Origin of the sequence: Amycolatopsis sp. cg5 (assembly GCF_041346955.1) — a bacterium.
Taxonomy (GTDB): domain Bacteria; phylum Actinomycetota; class Actinomycetes; order Mycobacteriales; family Pseudonocardiaceae; genus Amycolatopsis.
On sequence record NZ_CP166849.1, the window covers coordinates 5,796,976 to 5,823,587 of the forward strand.

Annotated in this window: 27 protein-coding genes; 10 read left to right on the top strand and 17 right to left on the bottom strand. The window is 69.1% G+C overall.

Going from position 1 to position 26,612, the window contains the following annotated elements; all coding sequences use genetic code 11:
• Window positions 1-49 precede the first annotated feature (49 nt).
• A complete protein-coding gene (gene menC, locus AB5J62_RS25615; protein ID WP_370942483.1) occupies window positions 50-1,159 on the bottom strand; it encodes an o-succinylbenzoate synthase in 1,110 nt (369 codons plus the stop codon).
• Entirely contained in the window at window positions 1,156-1,944 is a 789-nt protein-coding gene (locus tag AB5J62_RS25620) for a hypothetical protein (RefSeq protein WP_370942484.1), read from the bottom strand. Before AB5J62_RS25620 ends, menC begins: the two co-directional genes overlap by 4 nt.
• Window positions 1,945-2,051: 107 nt before the next feature.
• Between AB5J62_RS25620 and AB5J62_RS25625 the strand changes: the two genes are divergently transcribed.
• A complete protein-coding gene (locus tag AB5J62_RS25625; RefSeq protein WP_370942485.1) occupies window positions 2,052-3,590 on the top strand; it encodes a helix-turn-helix domain-containing protein in 1,539 nt (512 codons plus the stop codon).
• On the opposite strand, the gene AB5J62_RS25630 is transcribed toward AB5J62_RS25625, so the two are convergent.
• Window positions 3,587-4,945 (bottom strand): amino acid permease, encoded by a 1,359-nt coding sequence (locus AB5J62_RS25630; protein WP_370950333.1) that lies wholly within the window; start codon window positions 4,943-4,945, stop codon window positions 3,587-3,589. The two genes, AB5J62_RS25625 and AB5J62_RS25630, sit on opposite strands and share 4 nt — an antisense overlap.
• Window positions 4,946-5,122: 177 nt before the next feature.
• On the bottom strand, window positions 5,123-5,656 hold the full coding sequence (locus AB5J62_RS25635; RefSeq protein WP_370942486.1) for an RNA polymerase sigma factor: 534 nt from the start codon (window positions 5,654-5,656) through the stop codon (window positions 5,123-5,125).
• Window positions 5,657-5,752: 96 nt separating this feature from the next.
• Here AB5J62_RS25635 and AB5J62_RS25640 point away from each other — a divergent pair, with 96 nt between their 5' ends.
• Together AB5J62_RS25640 and AB5J62_RS25645 are read left to right on the top strand one after the other, a co-directional pair.
• Window positions 5,753-7,147 (top strand): serine/threonine-protein kinase, encoded by a 1,395-nt coding sequence (locus AB5J62_RS25640; protein WP_370950334.1) that lies wholly within the window; start codon window positions 5,753-5,755, stop codon window positions 7,145-7,147.
• A gap of 80 nt (window positions 7,148-7,227) precedes the next feature.
• Window positions 7,228-7,452 (top strand): hypothetical protein, encoded by a 225-nt coding sequence (locus AB5J62_RS25645; RefSeq protein WP_370942487.1) that lies wholly within the window; start codon window positions 7,228-7,230, stop codon window positions 7,450-7,452.
• A 138-nt stretch (window positions 7,453-7,590) separates the two neighbouring features.
• Here AB5J62_RS25645 and AB5J62_RS25650 read toward each other — a convergent pair whose 3' ends face one another.
• From AB5J62_RS25650 to AB5J62_RS25680, 7 genes are read right to left on the bottom strand one after another with little or no spacing between them, the layout of a single operon-like run.
• Complete coding sequence (locus AB5J62_RS25650; protein ID WP_370942488.1) at window positions 7,591-8,013, bottom strand: metal-sulfur cluster assembly factor; 423 nt, start codon at window positions 8,011-8,013, stop codon at window positions 7,591-7,593.
• Window positions 8,010-8,459, bottom strand: coding sequence for a Fe-S cluster assembly sulfur transfer protein SufU (gene sufU / locus AB5J62_RS25655; protein ID WP_370942489.1), 450 nt, complete (start codon window positions 8,457-8,459; stop codon window positions 8,010-8,012). The genes AB5J62_RS25650 and sufU overlap by 4 nt, the downstream gene beginning before the upstream one ends.
• Complete coding sequence (locus AB5J62_RS25660) at window positions 8,460-9,746, bottom strand: cysteine desulfurase (protein ID WP_370942490.1); 1,287 nt, start codon at window positions 9,744-9,746, stop codon at window positions 8,460-8,462.
• A 38-nt stretch (window positions 9,747-9,784) separates the two neighbouring features.
• Complete coding sequence (gene sufC / locus AB5J62_RS25665; RefSeq protein ID WP_370942491.1) at window positions 9,785-10,555, bottom strand: Fe-S cluster assembly ATPase SufC; 771 nt, start codon at window positions 10,553-10,555, stop codon at window positions 9,785-9,787.
• A gap of 44 nt (window positions 10,556-10,599) precedes the next feature.
• Window positions 10,600-11,766 (bottom strand): Fe-S cluster assembly protein SufD, encoded by a 1,167-nt coding sequence (gene sufD / locus AB5J62_RS25670; protein WP_370942492.1) that lies wholly within the window; start codon window positions 11,764-11,766, stop codon window positions 10,600-10,602.
• Window positions 11,766-13,214: a Fe-S cluster assembly protein SufB gene (gene sufB, locus AB5J62_RS25675; RefSeq protein ID WP_091292587.1), complete on the bottom strand. Its 1,449-nt coding sequence runs from the start codon at window positions 13,212-13,214 to the stop codon at window positions 11,766-11,768. Before sufB ends, sufD begins: the two co-directional genes overlap by 1 nt.
• Window positions 13,211-13,921, bottom strand: a complete 711-nt coding sequence (locus tag AB5J62_RS25680; protein WP_370950335.1) for a helix-turn-helix transcriptional regulator — start codon at window positions 13,919-13,921, stop codon at window positions 13,211-13,213. The genes sufB and AB5J62_RS25680 overlap by 4 nt, the downstream gene beginning before the upstream one ends.
• 134 nt (window positions 13,922-14,055) lie before the next feature.
• Here AB5J62_RS25680 and mptB point away from each other — a divergent pair, with 134 nt between their 5' ends.
• The 3 genes from mptB to AB5J62_RS25695 are packed head-to-tail and all read left to right on the top strand — an operon-like array spanning window position 14,056 to window position 17,375.
• Window positions 14,056-15,666: a polyprenol phosphomannose-dependent alpha 1,6 mannosyltransferase MptB gene (mptB, locus tag AB5J62_RS25685; protein ID WP_370942493.1), complete on the top strand. Its 1,611-nt coding sequence runs from the start codon at window positions 14,056-14,058 to the stop codon at window positions 15,664-15,666.
• Window positions 15,667-15,684: 18 nt separating this feature from the next.
• Entirely contained in the window at window positions 15,685-16,605 is a 921-nt protein-coding gene (locus tag AB5J62_RS25690) for an ABC transporter ATP-binding protein (RefSeq protein WP_370942494.1), read from the top strand.
• Entirely contained in the window at window positions 16,602-17,375 is a 774-nt protein-coding gene (locus AB5J62_RS25695; RefSeq protein ID WP_370942495.1) for an ABC transporter permease, read from the top strand. Before AB5J62_RS25690 ends, AB5J62_RS25695 begins: the two co-directional genes overlap by 4 nt.
• On the opposite strand, the gene AB5J62_RS25700 is transcribed toward AB5J62_RS25695, so the two are convergent.
• Window positions 17,372-18,328, bottom strand: coding sequence for a hypothetical protein (locus tag AB5J62_RS25700; RefSeq protein WP_370942496.1), 957 nt, complete (start codon window positions 18,326-18,328; stop codon window positions 17,372-17,374). The two genes, AB5J62_RS25695 and AB5J62_RS25700, sit on opposite strands and share 4 nt — an antisense overlap.
• 210 nt (window positions 18,329-18,538) lie before the next feature.
• Between AB5J62_RS25700 and AB5J62_RS25705 the strand changes: the two genes are divergently transcribed.
• Window positions 18,539-19,495: a heme A synthase gene (locus AB5J62_RS25705; RefSeq protein WP_370942497.1), complete on the top strand. Its 957-nt coding sequence runs from the start codon at window positions 18,539-18,541 to the stop codon at window positions 19,493-19,495.
• 91 nt (window positions 19,496-19,586) lie between these two features.
• Window positions 19,587-20,519 carry an acyl-CoA desaturase gene (locus AB5J62_RS25710; protein ID WP_370942498.1) on the top strand — a complete coding sequence of 311 codons (933 nt, stop codon included), beginning with the start codon at window positions 19,587-19,589 and terminating at the stop codon, window positions 20,517-20,519.
• On the opposite strand, the gene AB5J62_RS25715 is transcribed toward AB5J62_RS25710, so the two are convergent.
• A complete protein-coding gene (locus tag AB5J62_RS25715; protein ID WP_370942499.1) occupies window positions 20,506-21,087 on the bottom strand; it encodes a TetR/AcrR family transcriptional regulator in 582 nt (193 codons plus the stop codon). The genes AB5J62_RS25710 and AB5J62_RS25715 overlap by 14 nt on opposite strands.
• Window positions 21,088-21,151: 64 nt before the next feature.
• Window positions 21,152-21,466 carry a hypothetical protein gene (locus AB5J62_RS25720; RefSeq protein WP_370942500.1) on the bottom strand — a complete coding sequence of 105 codons (315 nt, stop codon included), beginning with the start codon at window positions 21,464-21,466 and terminating at the stop codon, window positions 21,152-21,154.
• Between the two features lie 102 nt (window positions 21,467-21,568).
• Here AB5J62_RS25720 and AB5J62_RS25725 point away from each other — a divergent pair, with 102 nt between their 5' ends.
• Both AB5J62_RS25725 and AB5J62_RS25730 read left to right on the top strand, forming a co-directional pair.
• Window positions 21,569-22,540 carry a quinone oxidoreductase gene (locus AB5J62_RS25725; protein ID WP_370942501.1) on the top strand — a complete coding sequence of 324 codons (972 nt, stop codon included), beginning with the start codon at window positions 21,569-21,571 and terminating at the stop codon, window positions 22,538-22,540.
• Window positions 22,537-23,070, top strand: coding sequence for a GNAT family N-acetyltransferase (locus AB5J62_RS25730; protein WP_370942502.1), 534 nt, complete (start codon window positions 22,537-22,539; stop codon window positions 23,068-23,070). The genes AB5J62_RS25725 and AB5J62_RS25730 overlap by 4 nt, the downstream gene beginning before the upstream one ends.
• A gap of 3 nt (window positions 23,071-23,073) precedes the next feature.
• Here AB5J62_RS25730 and AB5J62_RS25735 read toward each other — a convergent pair whose 3' ends face one another.
• Genes AB5J62_RS25735 through AB5J62_RS25745 form a run of 3 tightly spaced genes read right to left on the bottom strand, consistent with a single transcriptional unit; the run spans window position 23,074 to window position 26,575 of the window.
• Window positions 23,074-25,359, bottom strand: coding sequence for an FtsX-like permease family protein (locus AB5J62_RS25735; RefSeq protein WP_370942503.1), 2,286 nt, complete (start codon window positions 25,357-25,359; stop codon window positions 23,074-23,076).
• Window positions 25,356-26,054: an ABC transporter ATP-binding protein gene (locus AB5J62_RS25740; RefSeq protein ID WP_370942504.1), complete on the bottom strand. Its 699-nt coding sequence runs from the start codon at window positions 26,052-26,054 to the stop codon at window positions 25,356-25,358. The genes AB5J62_RS25735 and AB5J62_RS25740 overlap by 4 nt, the downstream gene beginning before the upstream one ends.
• Entirely contained in the window at window positions 26,051-26,575 is a 525-nt protein-coding gene (locus AB5J62_RS25745) for a PadR family transcriptional regulator (RefSeq protein ID WP_370942505.1), read from the bottom strand. Before AB5J62_RS25745 ends, AB5J62_RS25740 begins: the two co-directional genes overlap by 4 nt.
• Window positions 26,576-26,612: the final 37 nt, after the last annotated feature.

Sequence of the window (26,612 nt, forward strand, 5' to 3'; positions counted from 1 at the left end):
CCGAGCGAAGCCGCCGACCGCAGGCTCTTGCCAGCCTCAGAAGTAGGAACTACCGCGAGTACAGCACCCGCCGAGAGGTCGTGAACCGCTTCACCATCTCAGGCAATGGCTCAACCCCGATCCCCGCACCGGAAGGCACCCGCACATGACCGTCCTCGACAACGAAAGGCTCAGTCAGGTCCTCGGCAAAGTACCGGTTCGAAGCCGAAAGGTCGCCCGGCAGCAGAAAACCCGGCAGTGCCGCCAAAGCCAGGTTCGGCGCACGCCCGATCCCTGTCTCCAGCATTCCCCCGCACCACACCGCGACCCCGTTCGCGACCGCGACATCATGGATCCGCCGAGCCTCCAGGTACCCACCGACCCGCGCGGGCTTCACGTTGATGATCCGGCAAGCGTCCAGTGCGAGCGCGGTGGCCGCGTCCCGAGCCGAGGTGATCGACTCGTCGAGGCAGATCGGCGTCTGAATCCGCTGAGCCAGCAACGCATGCCCGCGCATGTCGTCCTCAGGCAACGGCTGTTCGATCAACAACAGGTCGAACTCGTCAAGCCGCCGCAAATGCGAACTGTCCGCCAGTGTGTACGCCGTGTTCGCATCCACTTGCAAAGAAAGGTCGTACCCGAAACGCTCGCGAACCGCACGCACCGGCGCGACATCCCAGCCAGGCTCGATCTTGAGCTTGATCCGGACGTAGCCCTCGCTCAGGTATCGCTCGACATCATCCAGCAACTCAGGCAAAGACGCCTTGATGCCAACAGAAACTCCGGCCGGCACTCGGGAGGCGGTCGCACCGAGATACCCGCCGATCGACATGCCGAACGCGCGCAACTCAGCGTCCAGCACTGCCGTCTCCAGAGCCGCCTTGGCCAGATGATGCCCCTTGACGAACGCCATCGCGGGCTCCAGCCGTGCAGCGGAGACATCGGGCAGCGCGACGACACTCGGCACCAAGCAAGTCGCGAGCACAATCTCGGCGCCAGCCACGAATTCCGAGCAGTACAACGGCTCCGGGTCGGCCGCGAACTCGGACCACCCCTCGGCGCCATCGGCGACCACGCGCAGCAGGAACGTGTCCTTGCTCGTCATTGTGCCGAACGAGGTCCGGAACGGTGAGACCAAAGGGATCTCGACATGCAGCAGCTCGACCAAGTCGATCTTCACGAGTCAGCTCCTCGGAGGGTGTACCAGCCGTCACGGGACATCCCGATGACGCGACAGCCACGGTCGAACGCGCCGGTGAGCACCCCGCGGACCGCTTTGCGCCAGGCCAAAGCCGCCTCCGGGTCACGACCGCGCAGCTCCACGATGTCCGCGGGAACGCGGCAGAAGAGCAGGTCGTCGCGATACGCCGTGAGCGGCTTGCCATCCGGCGCGGTCAAGTCGAACACGGCGCCGGCGAGCTCGTGGTCGAGCGCGGGCGCGGCGGCGGACAGCTCCCACCGGGCGGTCACCCGGTCACTTTCGTCGCCCGCGTTGAGACCATCGTTCATCGGCCCGTAGAAGTCGATGAGGTATTCGGTGCCGACCGCGCCGAGCTTCGCCATGTTGAACCTGGCGTTCCGGCCGACCAGCGGATCGAAGGTCCACGACATGGACCGCGCGCCCTCGCGCAACGCCCACACCCGCTGCGCCTGCTTCAACGCGAACCCGACTCCCCGATCGGACGACGAGGTTCCCGCGAGCAGCGAGTAGACCGCACGCTCGCGAGGTGGCTCGAAGACGGCCACCGCGGCACCCGCGAGCCGGTCACCCGCGTAGGCGGCGATGATCGAACCGCCCGCGTGCTGCAGGCTGTGCAGTGTCTCCGCGGGCAGCGGCTCGTCCGGCGTCCGCCAGACCTCGGCGAAGAACGCGGCGACCCGCGCGATCTCCGCGACATCGTCGACCAGCCGGACCCGGACACCGGCCGAGACCGCCGCTTGCTGAGCCACCGTTTCCGCGTTCACCCGTCCGAGTCTGGCCAAACGCAGCGCACCTCGAACTGGCCGGTCCGCCAACACCGGTACTCGCTCATTGGCGTTCCGGCCAACGAAGCGGGGTACGGTGAACAACCGTGACCCTCGAATCGGATCGGCCGAGCACACTCGCCGCGCTCGTCGACGTCCTGGGCGAGGCGGTGATCCGGTTGGTCACCGCCATGGATCGCGAAGTGCGTGAGGCGATCCTCTTCGACACACAGGCACCGCTGCCCGAAACCCGCGATGGGCTGCTGTTGGCCGTCGGTGTCGCCCAGCGTGCGGCGCGGGCGGTGATCCGCGACGCCGCGAAGGCGGGCTTCGCCGGTGTCGTGGTCAAGGACTACGGCGATCCCCTCGGCGACCTCGCGGCCATCGCCGAGCGGGCGGGAATCGGGCTGCTCGTCGTCGGCGAAGAGGTGCCGTGGCACAGCGCTCACCTGCTGATCTCGTCGACGCTGAGCACCGGGGTGACCGGTGCCGCGACCGGCCCCGCGCTCGGCGACCTGTTCGCGCTCGCCAATGCCATCGCGGCCGCGTCCGGCGGGGCGACCGCGATCGAGGACCCTCAGCAGCGCATCCTCGCCTACTCGACGTTGAAGGGTCAGGACGTCGACGACGACCGCAGGCAGGGCATTCTCGGCAGGCAGGTGCCCGGCGGCGACGCCAACACCGAGCAGTACCGGCTCCTGTTCCACGGCAACGAGGTCCGGCATTTCCCGGCGCTCGGCGGCGGCCTGCCGCGGCTGGCCGTGCCGGTGCGGGCGGGCGGCGAAGCGCTGGGCTCGATCTGGGTGGTCGACGGCGGCGCGCTCGCGCCGAACGCCGAGGAGGTGCTCAGCGGGTCGGCCGCGACGGCCGCGCTGCACCTGCTCCGGATCCGCGCCACCGAAGAGCTCGCCCGCCGCCATCAGGGCAGGCAATTGCGGAGGCTGCTCGAAGGCGAAGCGGGTCCGTCCGATGTGGACGAAGAGGTACCGGTCCGTGTGGCGGCCTTCGCGATCACCGGGTCGGAGTCCGGCCCCGGCCGGGAGCAGGCGACGCTCAGGTTGCTCGATCTCGTCGCGTTGCGCTGCGAAGCCCGCTACGGGCGCCAGTCCTGTGTCCTCATCGGACGGACGGTCTACGCGCTGCTCCCCGGCAAGGACGATCAGCGCAAACTGGCCGAGGACATCATCGCGCAAGCGTTTTCGTCCTTGCGTATCCCGGTCGCCGCGGGGCTCGGCGGTGTCGTCGCGACCCCGGCCGATGCCGTCCAGTCCCGTGAGGACGCCGACCTGGTGCTGCGTGTGGTGCCCTCGGGTGTGGCCGCGGTCGAAGACGTCAGCGGCCAAGTCGCCGTGCTGCGGTTGAGAACCGCGCTCTCGACGGACACCCGGCTGCGGCAAGGACTGTGGCAGCGGCTGGTCGACCACGACGAGCGGCACGGCACCGAGCACGCGCGGACCGTGCTCTGTTATCTCGACTCCGCCTGCGACGTCGCCGCCACCGCGCAGCGGCTCGCCGTGCACCCGAACACCTGCCGCTATCGGCTGCGCCAGATGCAGGAGCAGCTCGGCTTCGACCTGGCCGATCCCGACGAGCGGCTCGTGCTCTGGCTTCAGCTGCGAACGCTCGCCGGAATCACCCTTCCTTAACGGGACCGGTCGTCGAGCCGCGACCGTTTGATGCCGTAGCCGAAGTACAGCACCAGCCCGCCCACCATCCACAGTCCGAAGGCGACCCAGGTGATCGCGCCGAGACTGAACATCATGTACACACAGAACCCGACCCCGAGCAGCGGTGTCACCGGCGAGAACGGCACCCGGAACGTGCGCCGCGCGTCGGGGTTACGCCGTCGCAGGAGGATGACGGCCAGGTTCACCAGCCCGAACGCGAACAGCGTGCCGATGCTGGTGGCGTCGGCCAGGCTGCCGAGCGGGACGAACGCGGCGAGCACCGCGATGAACAGCGACACCAGCACGGTGTTCGCCGCCGGCACGCCCTTGTGGTTGACCTTGGCGAAGACCCCGGGCATCAGCCCGTCACGCGACATCGCGAACAGGATCCGCGTCTGTCCATACAGGACCGTGAGTACCACGCTGGAGGTCGCCACGACCGCGCCGACCGAGAGCAGCACCGGCCAGATCGAGCCGACGCCGGTGGCATCGGAGAGCACCTGGCTCAACGCCGCCTCCGCGCCCTCGAACCGGCCCCACGGCATCGCGCCGACGGCCGCGAGCGCGACCAGGCAGTACAGCGCGGTGATGATCACCAGCGAGAGCACGATGGCGCGAGGCAGGTCCCGTTGCGGGTTCTTCGCCTCCTCGCCCGCGGTCGACGCGGCGTCGAAACCGATGTACGAGAAGAACAGTTTCGCGCCGCCCGCGCTCATCCCGGCCAGCCCCAGCGGGAAGAACGGGGTGAGGTTGCCCGCGCGCAACGCGGTGAACGCGACCGCGCAGAACATCAACAGCGCGCCGATCTTGATCGCCACCATGATCGCGTTGACCCGCGCGCTCTCCTTCGCGCCGCCGAGCAGCACGACCATCGCGAGCACCACCACGGCGACCGCGGGCACGTTGACCACTCCGCCGGCGCCCGGTGGCTGGCTGAGCGCGTCGGGGATCGCGAAGCCGAACAGCAGCTGCAGCAGCTCGTTGAGATACTGGCCCCAGCCGACGGCGACGGCCGCGACGGACACCCCGTACTCGAGCACCAGGCACCAGCCGCAGACCCAGGCGATGAGTTCGCCGAGCGTCGCGTAAGTGTACGAATAGGACGATCCAGAGGCCGGGATCATGCCCGCCAATTCCGCATAGGACAGTGCGGAGAACAGCGCGGTGATTCCGGCCAGCACGAAGGAGACCACGATCGCCGGGCCCGCGACAGGCACAGCCTCGCCGAGCACCACGAAGATGCCGGTGCCGAGCGTCGCGCCGATGCTGATCATCGTGAGATGCCCGAGGCCGAGCGAACGCTTGAGGCCGCCCGCGTGCTCGGGTTCGGCCATCAGGTCCTCGAGCGGCTTGCGGCGCACAAGCCGGGTACGCAGTCTCGGTCCAACCTGCTCCACCACACCGGGTCCCTTCGTCAGTGTTCAGAGCAGCGTGCGCCAGGCCACCCGATCAGGTGACTGGCCGATCCGCCAAATACTGGCCGTCTTGATTGCCCGATCGCCCAACGAGCTTCAGCCGAGCAGCTGCTGGATCGCCTGCCGCGCGTCGTGGACCTGCGATTTCACGGTGCCGACCGGGCTTTCCAGCTCATCGGCGATCTCGGCGTAGGTGAGCTGCGAGATCTCGCGCAGGATGAACGGCCGCACCACCTGCGGCTTGCTCACGTCGAGCTTCTCCAGCGCGTCGAGCAGATCCAGCCGCGAGCCCGCGATGACACTGGTCGTGCGCGGATCGGGCCGCAGCTCCAGTGACTCGTCGCTGAACTGCCGGTCCGAACGGCGCTTCAGCGAGCGGTAGGTGCTGAGCGAGCTGTTGGACACGATCGTGTGCAGCCAGGTGCTGAACTTGCTGCGCCACTGGAATCCGGGGAGGTTCGCGGAGACCTTCAGCAGCACGTCCTGACAGGCTTCCTCGGCGTCTTCGCGACAGGGCAGGAACCGGCCGCAGCGGCGGAGCACTTCCGGCTGGATGCGGCGCAGCAGCCGGTCCATCGCCGCCGGGTCGGTCGCGGCTTCGGCCGCCAGCGCCTCGATGTCGGCGTCCATCCCCGTGCCCCCTCAGAAACGTTTACCATCGAGCCGGGGGATCTTATCCGGGGGTGGATCATCGAGCAGATCGGGCGCTATCCCGTCGAGTGCCTGCTGGGGGCGGGCGGGTTCGCGTCGGTATGGCTGGCGCGTGACGACGAGCTGGGTTCGCCGGTCGCCATCAAGGTGCTGGCGGACAACTGGGCTTCGCGGCTCGACGTGCGCGAGCGGTTCCTCGCCGAGGCGCGGTTGTTGCGGCAAGCCGACTCCGAGCGCGTTCTGCGCGTGCTCGACATCGGTGAACTGCCGGACGGCAGGCCTTACTTCGTCACGAGTTTCGCCGACGGCGGCAGTCTCGAAGACCGTCTCGACGGGCCCATGCCCGCCGAGGAGGCGCTGCCCATCCTCGTCGACGTCGCCGAGTCCGTCTGTGTGCTGCACGCGATGGACGTGGTGCACCGCGACCTCAAGCCGTCGAACGTGCTGTTCCAGGGCGACCGCCTGGTCTTGGCGGATCTCGGCCTCGCGAAAGCGCTTGCGCACGGCTCCGGCCTGACGCAGATGGCGGGCTCCCCTGGCTACATGGCGCCGGAACAGGCACGCCAGGCCGGCATCGTCGACGAGCGCACCGACGTCTACGGGCTCGGCGCGCTCGCCCACCGGCTGCTCACCGGCACGACCGTCGGCGCCCCGGACGCGCCGCCGATCCCGAGGCCACTCGGCACCATCGTGAAGAAGGCACTTCAGCCTGACCCGGCGAAACGCTGGCCGACCATGCGCGCGCTCGCCGACGAGCTGAGCGGCGATCTGCCGCGCAAGCGGTCGAAGCGAGCGCTGGTGATCGCCCTGTGCGCGACACTCGTGATCGCCGGGGCCGCCGCGGTGTGGTGGTTCGTTCCACGCGACACCCCAGTGAACACGGCTGCGGTGAACACTCCGGCACCCGCACTGACCCCGCCGCCGTCCACACCGTCCACAAGCGACACTCCCACCTCCTCCTCCGCCGCCCCGAGCTCAAGCTCGAGTTCGAGCGCACCACCATCCCCGACCTCGACGAAGACCCCGGTCGACCCCAAGCTCTGCAAGGCCGAGGAAATCAAGGTGGAGCACAACGAGGCGGCGCGCGGCAGCGGCAACGACATCCGCTGGGGCGCCGGCCTGTTCTTCCACACCAAGGCGCGGGCGTGCGACGTCGACGGCTATCTGACCGACTTCCGGCTGGTGCTGGCGGACGGCAAGGTGCTGCCTCGTAAGTTCGGCGACGGCACGGGGTCACCGCAGCGCGTCACCCTCACCCCCGACCCGCCCGGCGCAGCGGGCTACTGGGCCGAGGTGTCACTCACCTGGTCCGTCGAAACCAACAAGGACGGCTCCGCACCACAGACCCCGGCCCGCGCCGAGTTCCGGCTGCCGGGATCGAGCACCTGGATCAAGGTCCCGTGGGGCATGGGGCCGGTCAGCGACCAGATTCCCGTCGAGGTCGGCCCCATCGGGCCCGCGGTGAACTAGGTCACAGGACTCGGCCCAACTTTGTGCGCTCCGGCGGCATCTCACCAGAGGTCAAGCACGAACACTCTGGGGAGAAGACCATGGGGATCAAGACAAAACTCGCCGCGCTCATGCTCGCGGGCATCGGCGTCACGGCCGTCGTCACGGGCGCGGCCACCGCGGAAGCGGCGGTCAAGAAATGCGACTGGACGGATATCCGGCTGGAAGCGAACGGCGCGGACACCACCAATGGCGCCAAGGGATCAGGCCTGTTCTTCGCCACCGCAGACGAGAACGCGCGCTGCTCGATCACCGGCCATGTCTAACGTGGTGCGCTGGGAGGGCGGCGGCATCGACACGACCAAGCCCCTCTTCCACGCCGCTATCCACGGCCCCATGGAGTAACCCCAAAAATGAAGGGAGCCTTCATCCAGCGTGGATGAAGGCTCCCTTCATGCAAAAAGCTAGACCGTGAAGCCCAAGGCCCGCAGCTGCTCGCGCCCGTCCTCGGTGATCTTCTCGGGACCCCACGGCGGCATCCAGACCCAGTTGATCCGGAAGTCGCTCACCAGGCCGCCGGAGCCGCCGCCGGTCAGCGCGGCCGCGGTCTGGTCCTCGATGACGTCGGTCAGCGGGCAGGCCGCCGAGGTCAGCGTCATGTCGATGGTCGCCGAGTTGTCCGGCTCGACGCGGATGTCGTAGATCAGGCCGAGGTCGACGACGTTGATGCCGAGCTCGGGGTCGACGACGTCGCGCAGCGCCTCTTCGACGTCTTCGAGCTTGGCCAGCTCGACGGCGGGCTCGACCTGGTCGGGCAGGTCGGCGGCGGTGCGACCCTCGCGGTGTTCAGGGGTGGTCTCGCTTTCAGGAGACACGGTGTCGCTCATGCGGTTTCAACTCCACTGTCGGTTCGGGCTACCGCGTCCTTGAAGGCCATCCAGCCGAGCAGCGCGCACTTGACGCGCGCGGGGTACTTGGCGACGCCCGCGAAGGCGATGCCGTCCTCCAGCACGTCCTCGTCCGGCTCGACCTGGCCCCGGCCCTGCATCAGCTCGACGAACGCGTCCATGGTGGTGAACGCCTCTTCGACGGTGTGCCCGACGACGAGCTCGGTCATCACCGAGGTCGAGGCCTGGCTGATGGAGCAGCCCTGGCCGTCGTAGGACACGTCCGCGACCTTGCCGTCATCGACCTTGACGCGCAGCGTCACCTCGTCGCCGCAGGTCGGGTTGACCTGGAACGACTCGGCGTCGAACGGCTCACGCAGGCCGCGGCCGTGCGGGTTCTTGTAGTGGTCCAGGATGATCTCCTGGTACATGCTCTCCAGGTTCACTTACGCCACCCCGAAGAAACGCTGTGCCTCGCGCACACCCTGGACCAGGGCGTCCACTTCGGACAGTTCGTTGTAGACGTAGAACGAGGCGCGCACGGTGGACGCGACACCGCAGGCGCGGTGCAGCGGCCAGGCGCAGTGGTGCCCGACGCGCACGGCGATGCCGAGGCTGTCCAGCACCTGTCCCGAGTCGTGCGGGTGCACGCCGTCGATGACGAACGAGACCAGCCCGCCGCGGTCTTTCATGTCGGTCGGGCCGACGACCCGGACGCCGGGGATCTCGCCGAGGCCGGCGAGGGCGGCTTCGGTGAGCACGTGCTCGTGCGCGGCGACCCTGTCCATGCCCAGCACGGAAAGGTAGTCGACGGCCGCGCCGAGGCCGACCGCCTCGGAGGTCATCGGGGTGCCCGCCTCGAACCGCTGCGGCGGCGCGGCGAACGTGGTGCCTTCCATCCGGACCAGCTCGATCATCGAGCCGCCGGTCAGGAACGGCGGCATGGCCTCGAGCAGCTCGCGGCGTCCGTAAAGGACACCGATGCCGTACGGGGCCAGCATCTTGTGGCCGGCGAAGGCCGCGAAGTCGACGCCGAGCTCGTGGAAGTTCACCGGGAAGTGCGGCACCGACTGGCACGCGTCGAGCACGACGAGCGCGCCGACCTTGTGCGCGGCGTCGACCAGCGTCCGGACCGGGTTGATCGTGCCGAGCACGTTGGACTGGTGCGTGAACGCGACCACCTTCGTGCGCTCGGTGATCAGCTCGTCCAGATTGGACAGGTCGAGACGGCCGTCCGCGGTGACGCCGAACCACTTGAGCGTGGCGCCGGTGCGCTGGCACAACTGCTGCCACGGCACGAGGTTCGCGTGGTGCTCCATCTCGGTGATGACGATCTCGTCACCGGGACCGACCACGAACCGCGAAGCCTCGGGTCCCGCGGTGGCGGCGTTGCTCATCGCGTACGCCACCAGGTTGATGCCTTCGGTGGCGTTCTTGGTGAACACCAGCTCGTCCGGGGAGGCGCCGACGAACTCCGCGGTACGGGCGCGGCCGTACTCGTAGGCGTCGGTGGCCTCTTCGGCGAGCTGGTGCGCACCGCGGTGGACGGCCGCGTTGGAGGTCTCCAGGAACCGGCGCTCGGCGTCGAGCACCTGCGTCGGTTTCTGGGAGGTCGCTCCGGAATCCAAGTACACCAAGTGTTTCCCGTCGCGCACCGTGCGGGACAGGATGGGGAAGTCGGCCCGGATGGCCGCTACGTCTAACGGCACAGAGTTAGCCGTGGTGGTGGTCATCGGGCCAACTCCTCTCGGTGTGTAGTAGCGAAGAATGATCAGACAGCGGCGGGCTCGGCCTTGCCGGTGTACTTCACGTAGCCGTTCTCCTCGAGCTCGTCGGCGAGCTCCTTGCCACCGGACTCGACGATGCGGCCGTCGGCGAAGACGTGCACGAAGTCGGGGGTGATGTGGCGCAGGATGCGGGTGTAGTGCGTGATCAGCATGACGCCGGCGTCGTTGTTCGACTTGAACTCGTTGACACCTTCGGAGACGACGCGCAGCGCGTCGACGTCCAGGCCGGAGTCGGTCTCGTCGAGGATGGCGATCTTCGGCTTGAGCAGCGCCAGCTGCAGGATCTCGTGGCGCTTCTTCTCGCCGCCGGAGAAGCCTTCGTTGACCGAACGCTCGGCGAACTCCTGCGAGATCTCGAGCTTGTTCATCTCGTCCTTGACCTCCTTGACCCAGTGGCGCAGCTTGGGGGCCTCGCCACGGACCGCGGTGGCCGCGGTGCGGAGGAAGTTCGACATGGACACGCCCGGCACCTCGACCGGGTACTGCATGGCGAGGAAGACGCCGGCGCGGGCGCGCTCGTCGACGCTCATCTCGAGCACGTTCTCGCCGTCGAGGAGTACCTCACCGGAGGTGACTTCGTACTTGGGGTGACCGGCGATGGCGTAGGACAAAGTGGACTTGCCCGAGCCGTTGGGGCCCATGATCGCGTGCGTCTCGCCCGACTTGATGGTCAGGTTGACGCCCTTGAGGATCTCCTTGGGGCCCTCCTCGGTGGTGACCGAGGCGTGCAGGTCCTTGATTTCCAGCGTAGGCATTTCTGTGTTTCCTAAAGTCTGTTGTGGACGCTCAGGCGGCGGTGTTAGACGCCTACGGCTTCAAGCTCGGCTTCGATCGCGGCCTCGAGGCGCTCGCGCACCTCGGGAACGTCGATCTTGACCAGGATCTCGTGGAAGAACCCGCGCACGACCAGCCGCCGCGCGGCCTCCTCGCCGATTCCGCGCGACTGCAGGTAGAACAACTGCTCGTCGTCGAACCTTCCCGTGGCGCTCGCGTGCCCGGCGCCTTCGATCTCACCGGTCTCGATCTCCAGGTTCGGGATCGAGTCGGCGCGCGCGCCCGGCGTCAGCACCAGGTTGCGGTTGAGCTCGTAGGTGTCGGTCGCCTCGGCGGCCGCGCGGATCAGCACGTCGCCGACCCACACGGTGTGCGCGTCGTCGCCCTGCAGCGCGCCCTTGTACATCACGCGGGACTTGCAGTTCGGCACGGCGTGGTCGACGAAGAGCCGGTGCTCCTGGTGCTGGCCGGAGTCGGCGAAGTACAGCCCGAGCATCTCGACGTCGCCGCCGCGGTCGGCGAAGGTGGCGGTCGGCGAGACGCGGACCAGGTCACCGCCGAGCGTGATGACGATGTGCTTGAGCTTGGCGTCGCGGCCGAGCTTGAGGTGCTGCTCGGACACGTGCACCGCGTCGTCGGCCCAGTCCTGGACGCTGACCACGGTGATGTTCGCCGAGTCGCCGATGACGAACTCGACGTTGTCCGCGTAGGTGCCGGAGCCGACGTGGTCGAGCACGATGGTGGCCTTCGAGAAGGCCTCCGCCCGCACCTGCAGGTGCCCGAAGGCGACCTTGCCCTCGCCGGGGCCCTGGGTGCGCAGCACCGCGGGCTTGGCGGCGCTGGTCTCCTTCGGCACGGTCACGATGGTGGCCTTGCCGAACGCGGAGTACGCCTGCGCGGCGATCCGGTCGCTGGGCACACCGGCGACACCGAGCCGCGAGTCGTCACGGCCGACGGTCTCGACGACCAGGTCGTCCGCCGACTCGATCTCGACAATCGCTTCGCCAGACGCGACCGCGGTGCCGTCGTGCAGCCCGCGCAGCCGCTTCATCGGGGTGAAACGCCAGTTCTCCTCACGACCGCGCGGCGCCTCGAAGGCCTCCACGTCGTACGAGGTGAACCGCTCCGCGCGGGAGGCCGCCGGAATGACCGTCCCCTCGCGCAGAGCTTCGGCAACGTTGTTGTCCGCCACTAGCCGACTGACCCTTCCATCTGAAGCTCGATCAGCCGGTTCAGCTCGAGCGCGTACTCCATCGGCAGCTCGCGCGCGATGGGCTCGACGAACCCGCGCACGATCATCGCCATCGCCTCGGCCTCGTCGAGACCGCGGGACATCAGGTAGAACAGCTGCTCTTCGCTGACCTTCGAGACCGTGGCCTCGTGGCCCATCGACACCTCGTCGTTGCGGATGTCCACGTACGGGTACGTGTCCGAGCGCGAGATCGTGTCGACCAGCAGCGCGTCGCAGACGACGCTGGAGCGCGAGTGGTGCGCCCGCTTCGCGACCTTGACCAGGCCGCGGTACGAGGTGCGGCCACCGCCGCGCGCCACCGACTTCGACACGATGGTCGAGGAGGTGTGCGGCGCGAGGTGCTCCATCTTGGCGCCGGCGTCCTGGTGCTGGCCTTCGCCGGCGAACGCGACCGAGAGGACCTCGCCCTTGGCGTGCTCGCCCATGAGGAACACGGACGGGTACTTCATGGTCACCTTGGAGCCGATGTTGCCGTCGATCCACTCCATGGTCGCGCCCTCTTCGCACTTGGCGCGCTTGGTGACCAGGTTGTAGACGTTGTTCGACCAGTTCTGGATGGTCGTGTAGCGGCAGCGGGCGCCCTTCTTCACGATGATCTCCACGACCGCCGAGTGCAGCGAGTCGGACTGGTAGATCGGCGCGGTGCAACCCTCGACGTAGTGCACGTAGGCGTCTTCGTCGACGATGATCAGGGTCCGCTCGAACTGGCCCATGTTCTCGGTGTTGATCCGGAAGTAGGCCTGCAGCGGGATGTCCACCTTGACGCCCTTGGGGACGTAGATGAACGAGCCGCCGGACCACACGGCCGTGTTCAGCGCGGAGAACTTGTTGTCACCGGCCGGGATCACGGAGCCGAAGTACTCCTGGAACAGCTCCGGCTGCTCCTTGAGCGCGGTGTCCGTGTCCAGGAAGAGCACGCCCTGCTTCTCGAGGTCCTCGCGGATCGAGTGGTAGACGACCTCGGACTCGTACTGGGCCGCGACACCGGCGACAAGGCGCTGCTTCTCCGCCTCGGGGATGCCGAGCTTGTCGTAGGTGTTCTTGATGTCCTCGGGCAGGTCTTCCCAGGAGGTCGCCTGCTTCTCGCTGGACCGCACGAAGTACTTGATGTTGTCGAAATCGATCCCGGAGAGGTCCGCGCCCCAGTTGGGCATCGGCTTCAGGTCGAAGAGCTTGAGCGCCTTGAGTCGCGCTTCGCGCATCCACTCCGGCTCGGACTTCTTCTCGGAGATGTCGACGACGACATCCTCGTTCAGTCCGCGACGGGCGCTGGCGCCCGCCTCGTCGGAGTCGCTCCAGCCGAACGCGTACTTGCCAAGGGACTCGATGGTCTCTTCCTGGCTCAGCGGCGTCGTGGTGGGAGTGCGCTGCTCGGCAGCGGCAGTCATGCGGGTTTCCCTCCATCCGGGATCCGTGCTTCTTGTGCAATACCGGTCTTAGCGGCCGGTACGTGTGTGGTGCACACGTTGTCCCCGTGTGCGATGGTCGCCAGCCGCTGCACGTGCGTGCCCAGCAGCTTCGCGAAAGCCTCTGTTTCGGCTTCGCACAGCTGCGGGAACTCCGCGGCGACATGGGCGACCGGGCAGTGGTGCTGGCAGAGCTGTTCGCCGTGCCCGACCTCGCGGGTCGAGGCAGCGTAGCCCTCCTTGGTCAACGCGGCGGCAAGCGCCTCCGCGCGCTCGGTGGGCTCGTCGGCCCTGGTAATGGCCTCGCGGTGCGGCTCGACGAGCGCGGCGACCCGGCTCTCGGCGAAGGCGCGCACGGCGTCCTCGCCCGCGTGCTCCGAGAGGAACCGGATCGCGGAGACGGCGAGGTCGTCGTAGGCGTGGCCGAAGCGGGCGCGGCCGGACTCGGTGAGCAGGAAGACCTTGGCCGGGCGGCCACGGCCGCGCGGGCCGCGGCGGGGCGCGTCCTTGGTCTCGGCCTGGCCGTCGGCGACCAGCGTGTCGAGGTGACGGCGCACGGCCGTGGGGCTGATGCCGAGGTGCTCGGCGACCACGACGGCGCTCATGGGACCCTGTTCCAGCAGCAAGCGGGCCACTTCGTGCCGGGTGCGGCCCTCCGCGCCGACCTGCGCGGGCACGGACGGGGACATGACTGTCCCCACCTGGTCCTCGGCGCCGGTCTTTTTCACAACACAAGTGTGTCGTATTTCCGTTCGAAGAGCAAAGGCGGGGTGCTAACCCAGTGACCGGTATCACCGCGGGGGCGAGTGGATACCCTTCCGGCGTGGCAGTGGACGAGACAACGGCGGTGGCGACAGTCACTCCCCCGCGCCCGCACGACACGGATCCCCTGAACGCCGAAGAGACGCGAGCGCTCACCGTCGTGCGCAGGCTCGGCACGGTCGGCACGCTGTTCCTGGCGTTCGGCTCGCTCGGCGCCGGCGCGGCCCCGATCGCGAACCCGGTGATGGACATCCCGGTGCTGCGCCTGTTCGCGCGCATCCCGACGGTCTCGCTGGCGGTCGCGTTCACCGGTGTCGGCCTGCTGGTCTTCGCGTGGCTGCTGCTCGGCCGGTTCGCCAAGCCGTCGCGCGAACGGCTCGCCTCGCGCGGGCAGCTCTCGCGCACGCTGGCCATGTGGGTCGCGCCGCTGCTGTTCATCCCGCCGCTGTTCTCCCGCGACGTGTACTCCTACCTCGCGCAGAGCGAGATCGTGCGGCGCGGCATGGACCCGTACGCGCTCGGCCCGGCCATCGCGCTGGGCCAGGCCGACCCGTTCACCAACAACGTCTCCGGCATGTGGCAGCAGACGCCGGCGCCGTACGGGCCGGTGTTCCTGCGGATCGGCGGCTGGCTGAACGAGCTGGCCGGCAACCATGTCGCGACCGGCGTGCTGCTGCAGCGCGCGCTGGAGCTGGTCGGCCTGGCGCTGATCGTGTGGGCGCTGCCGAGGCTGGCGACCCGGTTCGGCGTGCAGCCCGCGACCGCCATGTGGCTCGGCGCGCTGAACCCGCTGGTGATCTTCCACCTGGTCGCGGGCACGCACAACGAGGCGCTGGGCATCGGGCTGATGATGGCCGGGCTGGAGATCGGCATCCGCAGGCTGCCGGTCAGGGTCAAGGGCGACATCCCGCCGCCGCTGGCCAAGGGCGAGCTGCTGTTCATCGTGCTCGGCGCGGCCGTGATCACGCTCGGCGCCATGGTCAAGATCAACGCGTTCCTCGGCCTGCCGTTCTTCGGCGTGATGATCGCGCGGCGCTGGCACGGCAAGATCGTCGACCTGCTGCGCGCGGCCGCGCTGATGCTGGCGGTGTTCGCCGTGGTCACGGTGGCGCTGTGTCTCGGCAGCGGGCTCGGTTTCGGCTGGATCGGCGCGCTCGGCACGCCGGGCATCGTGCGGTCGTGGATCTCGCCGGTCAACGAGCTGGCCAGCCTTTCGGGTGTTCTGGGCATCACACTCGGGCTCGGCAATCACACGGACTCACTGGTCGCGATCATCGGCCTGATCGGGTACGCGGTCGCCGCGGCGATCACGGTCAAGTTCCTCTGGGACAGTTTCCGCTGGCGCTACCGGCCGATCATCGGCCTCGGCGTGTCCATGGGCGCGTTCATGATGCTGCACATCGCGATGCAGCCGTGGTGGCTGCTGTGGGCGGTGATCCCGCTGGCCGCGGCCGCGGGGACGTCGCGATTCCGGCACGCGGCGATGGTGGTCAGCGTGGTGCTGCCGTTCCTGACCCCGACCACCGGGAGCACGTTCACCGGGCGCACGTACGTGGTCCCGTTCGCGTACCTGGCCGGGATCGTGGTGATCGTGCTGGCGGCGCTGCTCGTGCGGCACCTGGCGCCGATGCTGTTCAAGCGGTCCGCCCCGGAAAAGCCGGTGGCGGCCTAAGCCGTATCGTTGCGTGTCGTGAGCACCCCCGCCGTCGAGATCACCGGGCTGGTGAAGCGATACGGATCCACCACCGCCGTCGACGGTCTCGACCTGCGGATGGAGCGTGGACGGCTGCTGGCGTTGCTCGGTCCCAACGGGGCGGGCAAGACCACGACCGTCGAGATCTGTGAAGGCTTCTCAAAGCCTGACAACGGCGAAGTGCGTGTGCTCGGCTTAGACCCGGTGCGTGAAGGTGCCGCGCTGCGACCGCGTATCGGCGTCATGCCGCAGGGCGGCGGCGCTTACCCCGGCGTGCGTGCTTCGGAGATGCTGTCGCTCGTCGCGGCCTGCGCCGCTTCGCCGTTGGATCCCGCTTGGCTGCTTGACGTCCTTGGGCTCTCTTCAGTGCGACGGACACCGTTTAAGCGCTTATCAGGCGGACAGCAGCAGCGGCTTTCGCTGGCGTGCGCCATCGTCGGCAAGCCCGAGCTGGTGTTCCTCGACGAGCCGACCGCGGGCATGGACCCCGCCGCGCGGCGCGTGGTCTGGGACCTGCTCGGCGCACTGCGCGCGGACGGCGTGAGCGTGCTGCTGACCACCCACCTGATGGAAGAGGCCGAGGCGCTCGCCGACGACGTGGTGATCGTCGACCACGGCCGCGTCATCGCGTCGGGCTCCCCCGCGGACCTGACGTCCGAAGAAAGCCGTCAGCTGCGCTTCAAAGCGCGCTCGCGGCTCGACACGGAACTGCTCGCGGCCGCGCTGCCCGAGGGGTACCTGGTGCGCGAACTGTCACCGGGCTCGTACGAAATCGAAGGCGACGTCAGCCCCCAGGTCGTGTCGGCCGTGACGGCCTGGTGCGCGCAGCAGGGCGTGCTGGCGGAAGAGCTCCACGTCGGCAGGCGAGGGCTCGAAGAGGTCTTCCTGGAGCTGACCGGACGGGAACTGCGCTCATGACGGTCTTCGAGCCGGGCACCTTCAAGCCGGCACCGGGCCGCGGCCGCCTCGGCCGCATGCTCCTCGCGCACGCCCGCGTCGAAGCGAGCCTGACCCTGCGCCACGGCGAGCAGATCCTGCTCACTTTGCTGATCCCGCTGGCACTTCTGCTCGGCCTGTCCCTGCTGAACATCCTGCCCGCCGAGGACGGTCTGTCCCGTGTGGACTCGGTGACGCCGCGAATCCTCGCGCTTGCCGTGATGTCGTCGGCGTTCACGGGCCAGGCGATCGCACTCGGCTTCGACCGGCGTTACGGGGTTTTGAAGCGGCTCTCGGCGACTGCTCTGCCGCGATGGCTTCTGGTCGCGGGACGTCTCGTCGCGGCTCTGGTCGTGGTCGCCTTGCAGGCGCTGGTACTCGGGATCGTCGCGGCTTTCCTGGGCTGGTCGCCGTCCGGCTTCTTCAGCGCGGTGGTGTTCCTGGTGCTGGGAACGCTGAGTTTCGGCGCACTCGGCGTCCTGCTCGGCGGCTCCTTGCGCGCCGAAGCCGTGCTGGCGTTGGCGAACATCATCTGGTTCGTGTTGCTCTTGGCGGGCGGCATCCTGCTCACCCCGTCCTCGCTGCCGCCCGGCGTCGGCACCGTGGTGAGCCTGATCCCGTCGGGCGCACTCGCCGAAGGCCTGCGCGCGGCCACCGTCGACGGAACCTTCGCCTGGGGCCCCGCGGGCGTCCTCACCCTCTGGGCCGCGGCCGCCGCCGCCCTAGCCGGCAAAACCACCCGCCTCACCTAGTGCAAAGGGCTCGTGAGTGGTACGGCCGGTTCTAACCGGCAAAAACACTCACGACCGCGCCGGCCCTCCTGCCAGCCGAACCGCCGCAGCACCGCGGCGACCTCCCGCGCCACGCCGCAGGGATCGCCGTGCACGTCGTGCCAGCCGTAGACCAAGCGCGATCTCCCAGCCAGCTCCGCCGCGTTGTCGCGCCGACGGTCGCGAAACGCGACCCCGGCCATGCTGTGGCTCGCCCTGCCGTCCAGCCGCACGGTCAGCGCGATACCGGCGCCGTCGTAAGTCACGTCCTCCCACAAGGTCTTGCCGTCGACCACGAGCGGCGACTGGCGGTCCCCGTCCGGGAAACCGTGCGCTCGCTCGACGCGATCGAGGTATTCGACCTCCAGTGCCGACATGAGCCCGCGCCTGACCAGCTCCAGGCCGTGTGCGATCGCCGTCCGGTGGCGCCGCGGTGGACGGCATTCAACGCAGGCGAGCATGTCCGGCACGGAAACCGCGTGTTTGCTCACGAGATCGACCACCGTGTTGAGCGCCTCCTGCCCGGTGTCCTCGGCGACCGCGAGATCGATGATCGTGTCGGTTCGCCGCGTTCTCGGCGGGTTCATCGCCAGCGCAGTGTGCCGCAGCGCGCGCGATCTATGGACTTTCGTAAAGGGGAGCTGAGAAATGGCCGAGCTGTTGTACGGAACGGTGATCTCGATCGGCCCGTCCGATATCGGCAGCATTCCCCACTCTTCCGCAGCGGTGCGATGACTCAAAGTGGCGTGACCGCCGCCATAGAGAAGAGCGGCTTGCAATTTGGCCGCGCGGCTCAGTTCACCGGTGAAGGTCGCGTAAGTGCGGGGAAGCACCTGCTGCCAGCGTCCGGCTTCGACATTCGCGGCGAGGTCATGGCGGGTATGGCCGAAGGCGCGCAATTGCGCGCCTGAAACGACTCCATGCTGCTCGTGCACCAGCGCTTGCCAGCTGCCGAGCTGCTCCGACGGGATTCTGGCCGGTTCGGACCAGCGAGGATTTTTGGGCATGTCTCCACATTGCGGCGCCGAACGGCCGTTGGAAGCGGCGCGCGGAAATCTGTGGATGGATGGAGGCGATGTGGATAACTGTCGTGAGTGGCACGGCCGGTTAGAACCGGCCATACCACTCACGAGTATTATTCGCGCGTGCTCCGGAACCTGGTTGCCCGTCTGCCCCTTCCTTCGCGGCGCGTGCAGCGCGCGGTGGCCATCGCGGCCGTGGTGGCGCAGGGAGGTATCGGGGTCACCGGGTCCGTGGTGCGGGTGACCGGGTCGGGGCTCGGGTGCCCGACGTGGCCGCAGTGTGTCGGCGGGAGCATCGTGCCCGAGGCGCATCCCGAGTACGCCGCGCTGAACCAATGGATCGAGTTCAGCAACCGGATGCTGACCGGGGTCGTCATCCTGGTCGCCGCGCTGTGCGTGATCACCGCCTGGCGGGTGCAGATCGACCAGCCGCAACGGAAACGTCTCGTCAAGCTCGCGTGGGCGATGCCCGGCGGGGTCGTGCTGCAGGCCGTCGTCGGTGGCATGACCGTGCTCGCGAAGCTCGAATGGTGGACGGTCGCGATCCACTTCCTGGTCTCCACTCCCCTCGTCTGGATGGCCGTCCTGCTGCTGCACGCCTTCAACGAGGGCGACGAGGAACCGCGCTGGCTCGCCCCGAAGTCGACCCTCACGGCGCTCGTCGTCGCGATGTGGGCGGTGCTCGTCGCGGGCACGACCGTCACCGGGGCCGGGCCGCACGGCGGCGGGCCGGACACGCACCGGCTCAACGCGCCGATCGAGACGCTCGCGCAGGTGCACGGCGGGCTGCTCGTGGTCTACCTGATCGTCCTCGCCGTCTTCGGCATGCAGCTGATGCGCCAGGACACGCCCAAGACGCTCTGGAAGCGCTACGCACTCGTCTGGGTGATCGCGGTCGCGCAGGGCGGGCTCGGGTCGCTGCAGTACGCGCTCGGGGTGCCGGAGGCGCTCGTGTCGTTCCACGTGCTGGGCTCGGCGCTGGTCATCATCGTGACCGCGTCGCTGTGGTGCGCCGCGCGGGACCGGGGACCGGTCACGGTGAATACGCCTGCCGCACCTGAGGTCGCAACCGCCGCGTAACTCGGCCGGGCAGCGGGACAGTTTAGGCTGCCCTTGCCCCGGGTGTTTCATACTGAACACCCGATTCCCCCGCCTGACCCGAGGTGCACCTATGACAGCCGTGCCCGCAGCCGAGCCGAAGCCCCTGGTACAGGGGCAGCGTTCGACGCTCGAAATGATCGTGCTGAAGGCTTTCCTGCTGATCCCGTTCGCCGCGCTGGTCGCGGCCGTGCCGGTCATGTGGGGCTGGGGCCTCGGCTGGGTCGACCTGGCGCTGGCCGCGGTGTTCTACACGCTCGGGACGCTCGGCGTGACCGTCGGCTACCACCGCTACTTCACCCACGGCGCGTTCAAGGCGGGGCGCCCGCTGCGGGTGGCGCTGGCCGTCGCCGGTGGCATGGCCGTGCAGGGTTCGGTGATCTTCTGGGTCGCCAGCCACCGCCGTCACCACGCGTTCGCCGACCGGGAGGGCGACCCGCACTCGCCGTGGCTGTTCGGGACGTCCGCTTCGGCGCTTATCAAGGGCTTCTGGCACTCGCACATGGGCTGGATGTTCAAGCGCGAGGTGACGAACTACGAGCGTTTCGCGCCGGACCTGCTGGCCGATGATGACCTCAAGGTCGTCAACCGCTACTTCTGGCTGTGGACCACGCTGAGCCTGGCGCTGCCCGCGCTGCTCGGCGGCCTGCTGACCTGGTCGCTGTGGGGTGTGGTGACCGCGTTCTTCTGGGCTGGACTGGTGCGCATCGCGTTCCTGCACCACGTGACCTGGTCGGTCAACTCGATCTGTCACCTGTTCGGCGAGCGCCCGTTCGCCAGCCGTGACAAGGCGGCGAACTTCTGGCCGCTGGCGATCCTGTCGATGGGCGAGTCGTGGCACAACTCGCATCACGCCGACCCGACCTGCGCCCGCCACGGCGTGCTGCGCGGTCAGATCGACGTGTCCGCGCGGGTGATCTGGCTGTTCGAGAAGCTCGGGTGGGCGAGCAACGTGCGCTGGCCCAAGCCCGAGCGTCTCGCGGCGAAGCGGATCACGGCTGGTTAGTGGGGAATCTCCGGTCCAGGTAGGTCTCGAGCGCTTTTTCGAGCGCCCGTTTGTCGGTCTCGCCCGGCGCGCTGACGGCGCCGAGGCCGAGGCCGTCGACCATGCCGAGCACGAGGAGCGCGTCGGTCTCCGGATCGGGCGCGCCCGCGTCGGAGAAGATCTTGGTGAAGCCGCCACGGATCTGTTTGAGCGTCTCGGCCTGGACTTCGGCGAGCGCGGGTGAGGTCGCCGCGCGGGCCGAGAACGCCAGGTAGACGGTCGCCTCGGCGCGGCGGACGTCATCCAGCGGCAGCAGCTCGCGCAGGATCCTGGAGAGCCGGACCCGCACGTCGGGTTCCGGCTCGACGGCCGTCACCCGTTCCATCGTCCGGTCGACGATGCGGGTGAAGGCGAACGACAGCATTTCGTCCTTGGTGGAGAAATAGTGCTGCACTGTGCCGATGGCGACGCCAGCCTCGTTGGCCACTTCGCGGACACTCGCCTGTTCGAGGCCGCGGGTGGAGGCGATGCGGATGACGGCATCGGCCAGCGCGGTGCGCCGGTCTCCGAACGTTGACATCTCAGCCATGAGCGGAACGTACACTCGTATGGGTGACTTATACAAGCGTACGGGCCAGCTTGTTACACAGTGTTCAACGCTTCGCTCGCGGCCCGGCCATTTTCCGGCGGTGAGCTGCGCCGATCTTGGTGCCGTTGATGGTCGCGGCGTCCCACTCAGCGCGCTCCAGGTCCTCGACGGCCTCGACGAGCGCCTCGCCGGTCGCGACGGACGGAACGATGACGTCGCCCATCGCGCCGTCGGCGCCGACGAGCACGACGCGCGCGCCCGCGTTGCCGATGTTCTCCACCACGGCCTTCGACGGCTTTCCATGCTCCGCCACGAAATCGCGGGCAGCGGCGAGCTGGCGGGCGGTGGGGGCGATGGTCTTTTCGGTTTCTTCAGCCACGGGCGGAGCTTAACCGCCCAGTAGGCGGACCGCGGAACAAGCGGACTAGCTTCACAGTTACTTCTGGAAAAACGAGTACTTTCTGGAAAACGAGGAGGACGCATGCCCACAGCGATCCAGGTCCGGCAGACCGGCGGCCCGGAGGTGCTCGAAGTCGCCGAGGTCGAGATCGGCGCACCCGGTCCGCGCGAGATCCTGGTCGACGTGGCCGCGGCAGGCGTCAACTACATCGACACCTACCACCGCGCGGGGATCTACCCGATCCCGACGCCGTTCGGGCTGGGCCTGGAAGGCGCGGGCACGGTCAACGCCGTCGGCAGCGAGGTGACCGAGTTCGCGCCGGGTGACCAGGTCGCCTGGCAGGGCACCTTCGGCAGCTACGCGCAGCAGGTGCTGGTCTCCGCCGACGTCGCGGTCCGGGTGCCGGACGGCGTCTCGCTCGATGTCGCCGCCGCGACGCTGCTGCAGGGCATCACCGCGCACTACCTGGTCCGGTCGACCTACGAGGTGAAGGTCGGCGACAGCGTCCTCGTGCACGCGGCCGCCGGCGGCGTCGGGCTGCTGCTCACCCAGCTCGCGAAGGCGCAGGGCGCGCGCGTGATCGGCACGGTTTCGACCGAGGAGAAGGAAAAACTGGCCCGCGAGGCAGGCGCGGACGAGGTGATCCGCTACGACCAGGTCGATTTCGCCGAAGAGGTCAAGAAACTGACCGGCGGCGAGGGCGTGCACGTGGTCTACGACGGCGTCGGCAAGTCCACTGTGGACGGAAGCCTGGCGAGCCTGCGCGTGCGCGGCTTCTTCGTTCTGTTCGGCGCGGCAAGCGGTCCCGTTCCCCCGCTGGACCCGCAGCGGCTCAACGCAGGCGGCTCGCTTTACCTGACCAGGCCGACCTCGGCGCACTACACGCGCACCCGCGAAGAGCTCGACTGGCGCGCCGACGAACTGTTCTCGGCCATCAAGGACGGCTCGCTCTCGATCCGCATCGGCGGCCGCTATCCGCTCACCGACGCCGCCCGCGCGCACGAGGACCTCCAGGGCCGTCGCACCACCGGCAAGCTGCTCCTGATCCCGTGAACGTCCCCGACGACGTCCGGCTGACCGGCGAAGACCTGATCCTGCGCGAGTGGACCGAAGACGACCTGCCCGCGATGGCCGCGTTGTTCGACGACCCGGCGGTCGCCCGCTTCACCCCGCTGGTGACGCCGTTCGACGACCAGGCGGCCACGGCGTATCTGGCGAAGGCACGCCGCGGCCGCGCGGAGGGCAAGCGGCTGCATCTGGCGATCACCGAAGACGGCGAAAAGCCGCTCGGTGAGGTGCTGATGTTCCACGGCAAGGACGGCGACACGCCTGGCCTGGAGCTCGGCTACTCCGTCGGGTCCGCCTACCGCGGCCGCAAGCTCGCCGCGCGGGCGCTGCGGGTGCTGACCGCGTACGCCAGGGAACTCGGCTTCGACGACCTCGAGCTGGTGATCGAAGCCGAGAATCCCGGCAGCCAGGGCGTCGCGCGCTCGGCGGGCTATCACCTCACCGACAGCCCGCCGCTGCCGCTGACCGAGAAAGGCCGCGAAATCACCCTGTACCGCTGGGTGCACCGGCCGTAGCGGCTACTCGGTCCGCACCGACGCCAGGCGGGCCGCGCCGCGCAGCGACGGCAGGGTCACGGCCGTCACCAGCAGCACGAGCGCGGCCGCCGCGGCGCTGAGCACGCCCACCGCCTGCCAGTCCACGACGAAGGTCGTGCCGGTGAGCCGGGCGGCGAGCGCGGACAGGCCGAGCCCGGCGGGCACCGCGATGAAGATGGCCAGCGCGAGCGGGATCGCGTTCTGCCACACCACCGACCTGGCCAGCACCCGCACCGGAACCCCGGTCGCGGCGAGCATCCCGATGGTGCGGCGGCGTTCGCGCACCTGCTCCAGCCCGAGCACCAGCAAGCTCACCCCGGCCAGCAGGAGGGTGAACACCGCCGCCGCGAGCAAGCCGGCGCGGATCGCGAGGTACGCCTGCTGGGTCGGGTTGAGCTGGAACGGCGGGACAGGCACATAAAGCGAGATGTGCCAGGTGAACGGCGCGAGCGCGTTGCGCGCGTGCTCGGCGAAGTCCGGATCGCCCGAGGTCGCCCTGATGGTCCCGCTCCCCCACACCGGCCGCAGGTCGACGCCCGTCATCGCGCCAGGTGTCGCCATGATGCCCGAGAAGTAGGGCCCGCCACTGTTCTGCGGCCGCATGGCCTGCGCGAAGTCCGGGGCTGTCCAGCTGCCGATCGACAACTCCTGGTCGCCGAAATACGTGACCGCGTACGACTGTCCTGATCGGACCGTCGAATCCACGCTGGAGTCGCGATACACGGCGCCGTCCCGGCACTCCTCGATCCCGGCGACCGCGCGCCAGGTGGCGCAGTCGGCGATGCTGACGGTCTCGATCCGGTTCGGATCCGCGCCGCGCAGGTGCACTTGGCGGATGAGATACGGCGTGCCGAGCCCCGGTAGCTTCGCCAGCGCGGCCAGCGCGCCGGGCGCCGCCTGCTCGTCAGCGCTCAGCATGAGGTCCGTGGTCGTCCGCGCGGGCAGCGGACCGGGATCGAACTCCTTGGCCTGCCCGGTCAGCAGCGACTGCACCGCGATCGCGCCGGCGAGCACCACCGCGAGACCGGCGACGACGCGCGCGGGGGTCCCGCTGTCGAGCTGCAGGCGCCGTACCGCGAGCTGGAACGACGGCCGTCCACCCTCGAACCGGGCGACCGCGCGTTCCAGCAGCCACGGGAGGATCGCCGACACCCCGATGAGCAGGCACGCGACTCCGGCGCCGATCGCCACCGTGGTGAGCCGCGAACCGTCCCGCAGCGACAACGTGACCAGCGGCGTCACCCCGAATCCGATCGGGACCAGCCGCCACCAGAGCCGCCGGCGCACCGGCTTCGCCCGCCGGACGACCCCGAGCGGCTCGATCGCGGTGCCACGCAACGCGACCAGCGCGCTCAGCACCGACAACGCGGGCACCGCCAGCACGACCACGACCACCAGCGGCCACGGCGGCGTGACGTCACTGGTGAACAGGCTTCCGTTACGCACCCGCACGGCGGGCGCGAACTGCCGCAGCAGGAGGAACGCGCCGGTGCCGAGCGCCAGCCCGCAGGCCGCGGTCACCAGTGACTCGGCGGCGGCGATCCGGCGCACCTGCGGCAGGTCGGAGCCCGCCAGCCGCAGCGCGGCGAGCCGCTGGTCCCGCTCGGCGCCCGCCACCCGCGCGGAGGTCGCCACGAAGACGAACACCGGCGCCAGCAGCGACACGATGCCGATCAGCAGCAAGGCGAGCAGCTTGGGGTCGAGGCTGTCCGGTGGTGCGGGCGAGCCGAAGGCGTACACCGGGCTTCCCGTCAACGACGCGTCCGCGCCGATGTACGCGCGCAGGTCGTCCGGGTTGGCCAGGCCCGCCATGCCGATGGTCGCGGTCCCCTGTCCGGTGAACCGCGGCCGCAGCAGCGCGCCGTCGCCGGATCGCAGCAAGTCGGCCAGCGCCGGGGAAAGGACCTGCTCCCCCGGCGCCGGAATCCGGTCAAGGCCCGGCGGCACCGGCGAGGTCGGCCCGCTCGGGTGCACGTAGCGGACGGCGATCCGGCGTTCCCGGAACGAGGTGTTCCCGTCGTGCATGGTGAGCGGTGCGACGCCGTCGAGCGGCGTGTTGACCGCCGCGCTGGCCCGTGTCCTGGCCTCGCGCTCCGAAATCGCGTGGTCGGCCGAAGCCGCGAAGAACAGCACGGTGACGGCCATGGCGATGCCGATCGTGCCGAGCAGCAGCCGGGCGACCCCGGTACCGGAGGTCCGGCCGCCCCCGACGGCCAGCCGGATCCCCAGTGCCAGGTCGCCTGCCCAGGCGCCGGAACGACGGGTCATCGCGGCGCTCCCGCGAGCCCGATCTGCCGTGATTTCCCGTCCCGCACCACGATTTCGCGGTCGGAGTAGGCCGCGACCCGCGCCTCGTGGGTGACCAGCAGCACGGCCGCGCCGGTCTGCTTCGCCGCGTCGACCAGCAGGCGCATCACGCGCTCTCCGTTGAGCGAGTCCAGCGCGCCGGTCGGCTCGTCGGCGAACACCACCTTGGGCCTGGTCACCAGCGCACGCGCGACGGCGGCGCGCTGCCCCTGCCCGCCGGAGACCTCGCCGGGCCGCTTGGCCGCGATCTCGCCGACGCCCACCCGCTCCAGCCACTCCTGGGCGAGCCGTTCGGCGGGGCGCCGCTTGGCGCCGTCGAGCCGCAGCGGCAGCGCCACGTTCTCCAGGCAGGTCAGCTCGGGCACGAGCTGACCGAACTGGAAGACGAAGCCGAACTCGGTGCGCCGCAACGCACTGCGCTCGCGATCGCCCATCGCCGAGAGCGTGGCGCCCTGGTAGCGGACCTCGCCCGCGTCGGGCTGGACGATCCCGGCGAGGCAGTGCAGCAGGGTCGACTTCCCGGATCCGGACGGCCCCATCACGGCGACCACCTCGCCAGGCTGCAAGTCCATCCCGGCGCCGTCGAGCGCCTTGGTCTGCCCGAACGACTTGTGCAGGTCGATGCCGCTGAGCAGCGGCTCTTCGAGGATGGTCATGACTTCAGCTGCCCGGCCAGGTCGGTCAGCCTCGCGGCGGTCAGCTCGAGCCAGCGCAGGTCCGCCTCGAGGTGGAACAGCGCGTGGTCGCAAATGAGCTGATCGGCCAGGTCGCCGTCGGTCTTGCGCGTGGTCAGCTCCCGCATGGCGCGCAGGTGCGCGGCACGCTGCGCGTCGAGCACGTCGGTGGCGCTGCGCTCGGACAGCAGCGCGAGAACCACCTTGGTGTACAAGGTGTTCTGCAGGTACAGCGCCGGGTTCTCCGGGGTGCTCAGCCAGTCTTCGACGTTGGTGACGCCCGCGTCGGTGATCGCGTACCGCTTGCGGTCGGGGCCGTCGCCCGGCTCGATCCCCATCTCTTCGACGAGGCCGTTGCGCAGCAGCCTGGACAGCGTCGAGTAGACCTGCCCGTAGTGCAGCGGGCGGTCCTGCTGGAAGCGCTCGTCGTAAAGCCGCTTGAGGTCGTAGCCGTATTTCGGCCCGCTTTCGAGCAGGCCGAGCAACGTGTTGGTGATCGACATGCCACCAGAATACACGGGGTGTATACACCGGGTATAT

Coding starts and splice junctions, on each gene's coding strand:
- sufB (WP_091292587.1), bottom strand. CDS start 13,214: ATGACTGCCGCTGCCGAGCAGCGCACTCCCACCACGACGCCGCTGAGC.
- AB5J62_RS25645 (WP_370942487.1), top strand. CDS start 7,228: ATGGGGATCAAGACAAAACTCGCCGCGCTCATGCTCGCGGGCATCGGC.
- AB5J62_RS25635 (WP_370942486.1), bottom strand. CDS start 5,656: ATGGACGCCGACATCGAGGCGCTGGCGGCCGAAGCCGCGACCGACCCG.
- AB5J62_RS25735 (WP_370942503.1), bottom strand. CDS start 25,359: ATGACCCGTCGTTCCGGCGCCTGGGCAGGCGACCTGGCACTGGGGATC.
- AB5J62_RS25695 (WP_370942495.1), top strand. CDS start 16,602: ATGACGGTCTTCGAGCCGGGCACCTTCAAGCCGGCACCGGGCCGCGGC.
- AB5J62_RS25630 (WP_370950333.1), bottom strand. CDS start 4,945: ATGGCCGAACCCGAGCACGCGGGCGGCCTCAAGCGTTCGCTCGGCCTC.
- AB5J62_RS25660 (WP_370942490.1), bottom strand. CDS start 9,746: ATGACCACCACCACGGCTAACTCTGTGCCGTTAGACGTAGCGGCCATC.
- AB5J62_RS25740 (WP_370942504.1), bottom strand. CDS start 26,054: ATGACCATCCTCGAAGAGCCGCTGCTCAGCGGCATCGACCTGCACAAG.
- AB5J62_RS25680 (WP_370950335.1), bottom strand. CDS start 13,921: ATGTCCCCGTCCGTGCCCGCGCAGGTCGGCGCGGAGGGCCGCACCCGG.
- AB5J62_RS25650 (WP_370942488.1), bottom strand. CDS start 8,013: ATGAGCGACACCGTGTCTCCTGAAAGCGAGACCACCCCTGAACACCGC.
- AB5J62_RS25745 (WP_370942505.1), bottom strand. CDS start 26,575: ATGTCGATCACCAACACGTTGCTCGGCCTGCTCGAAAGCGGGCCGAAA.
- AB5J62_RS25715 (WP_370942499.1), bottom strand. CDS start 21,087: ATGGCTGAGATGTCAACGTTCGGAGACCGGCGCACCGCGCTGGCCGAT.
- sufC (WP_370942491.1), bottom strand. CDS start 10,555: ATGCCTACGCTGGAAATCAAGGACCTGCACGCCTCGGTCACCACCGAG.
- AB5J62_RS25710 (WP_370942498.1), top strand. CDS start 19,587: ATGACAGCCGTGCCCGCAGCCGAGCCGAAGCCCCTGGTACAGGGGCAG.
- AB5J62_RS25725 (WP_370942501.1), top strand. CDS start 21,569: ATGCCCACAGCGATCCAGGTCCGGCAGACCGGCGGCCCGGAGGTGCTC.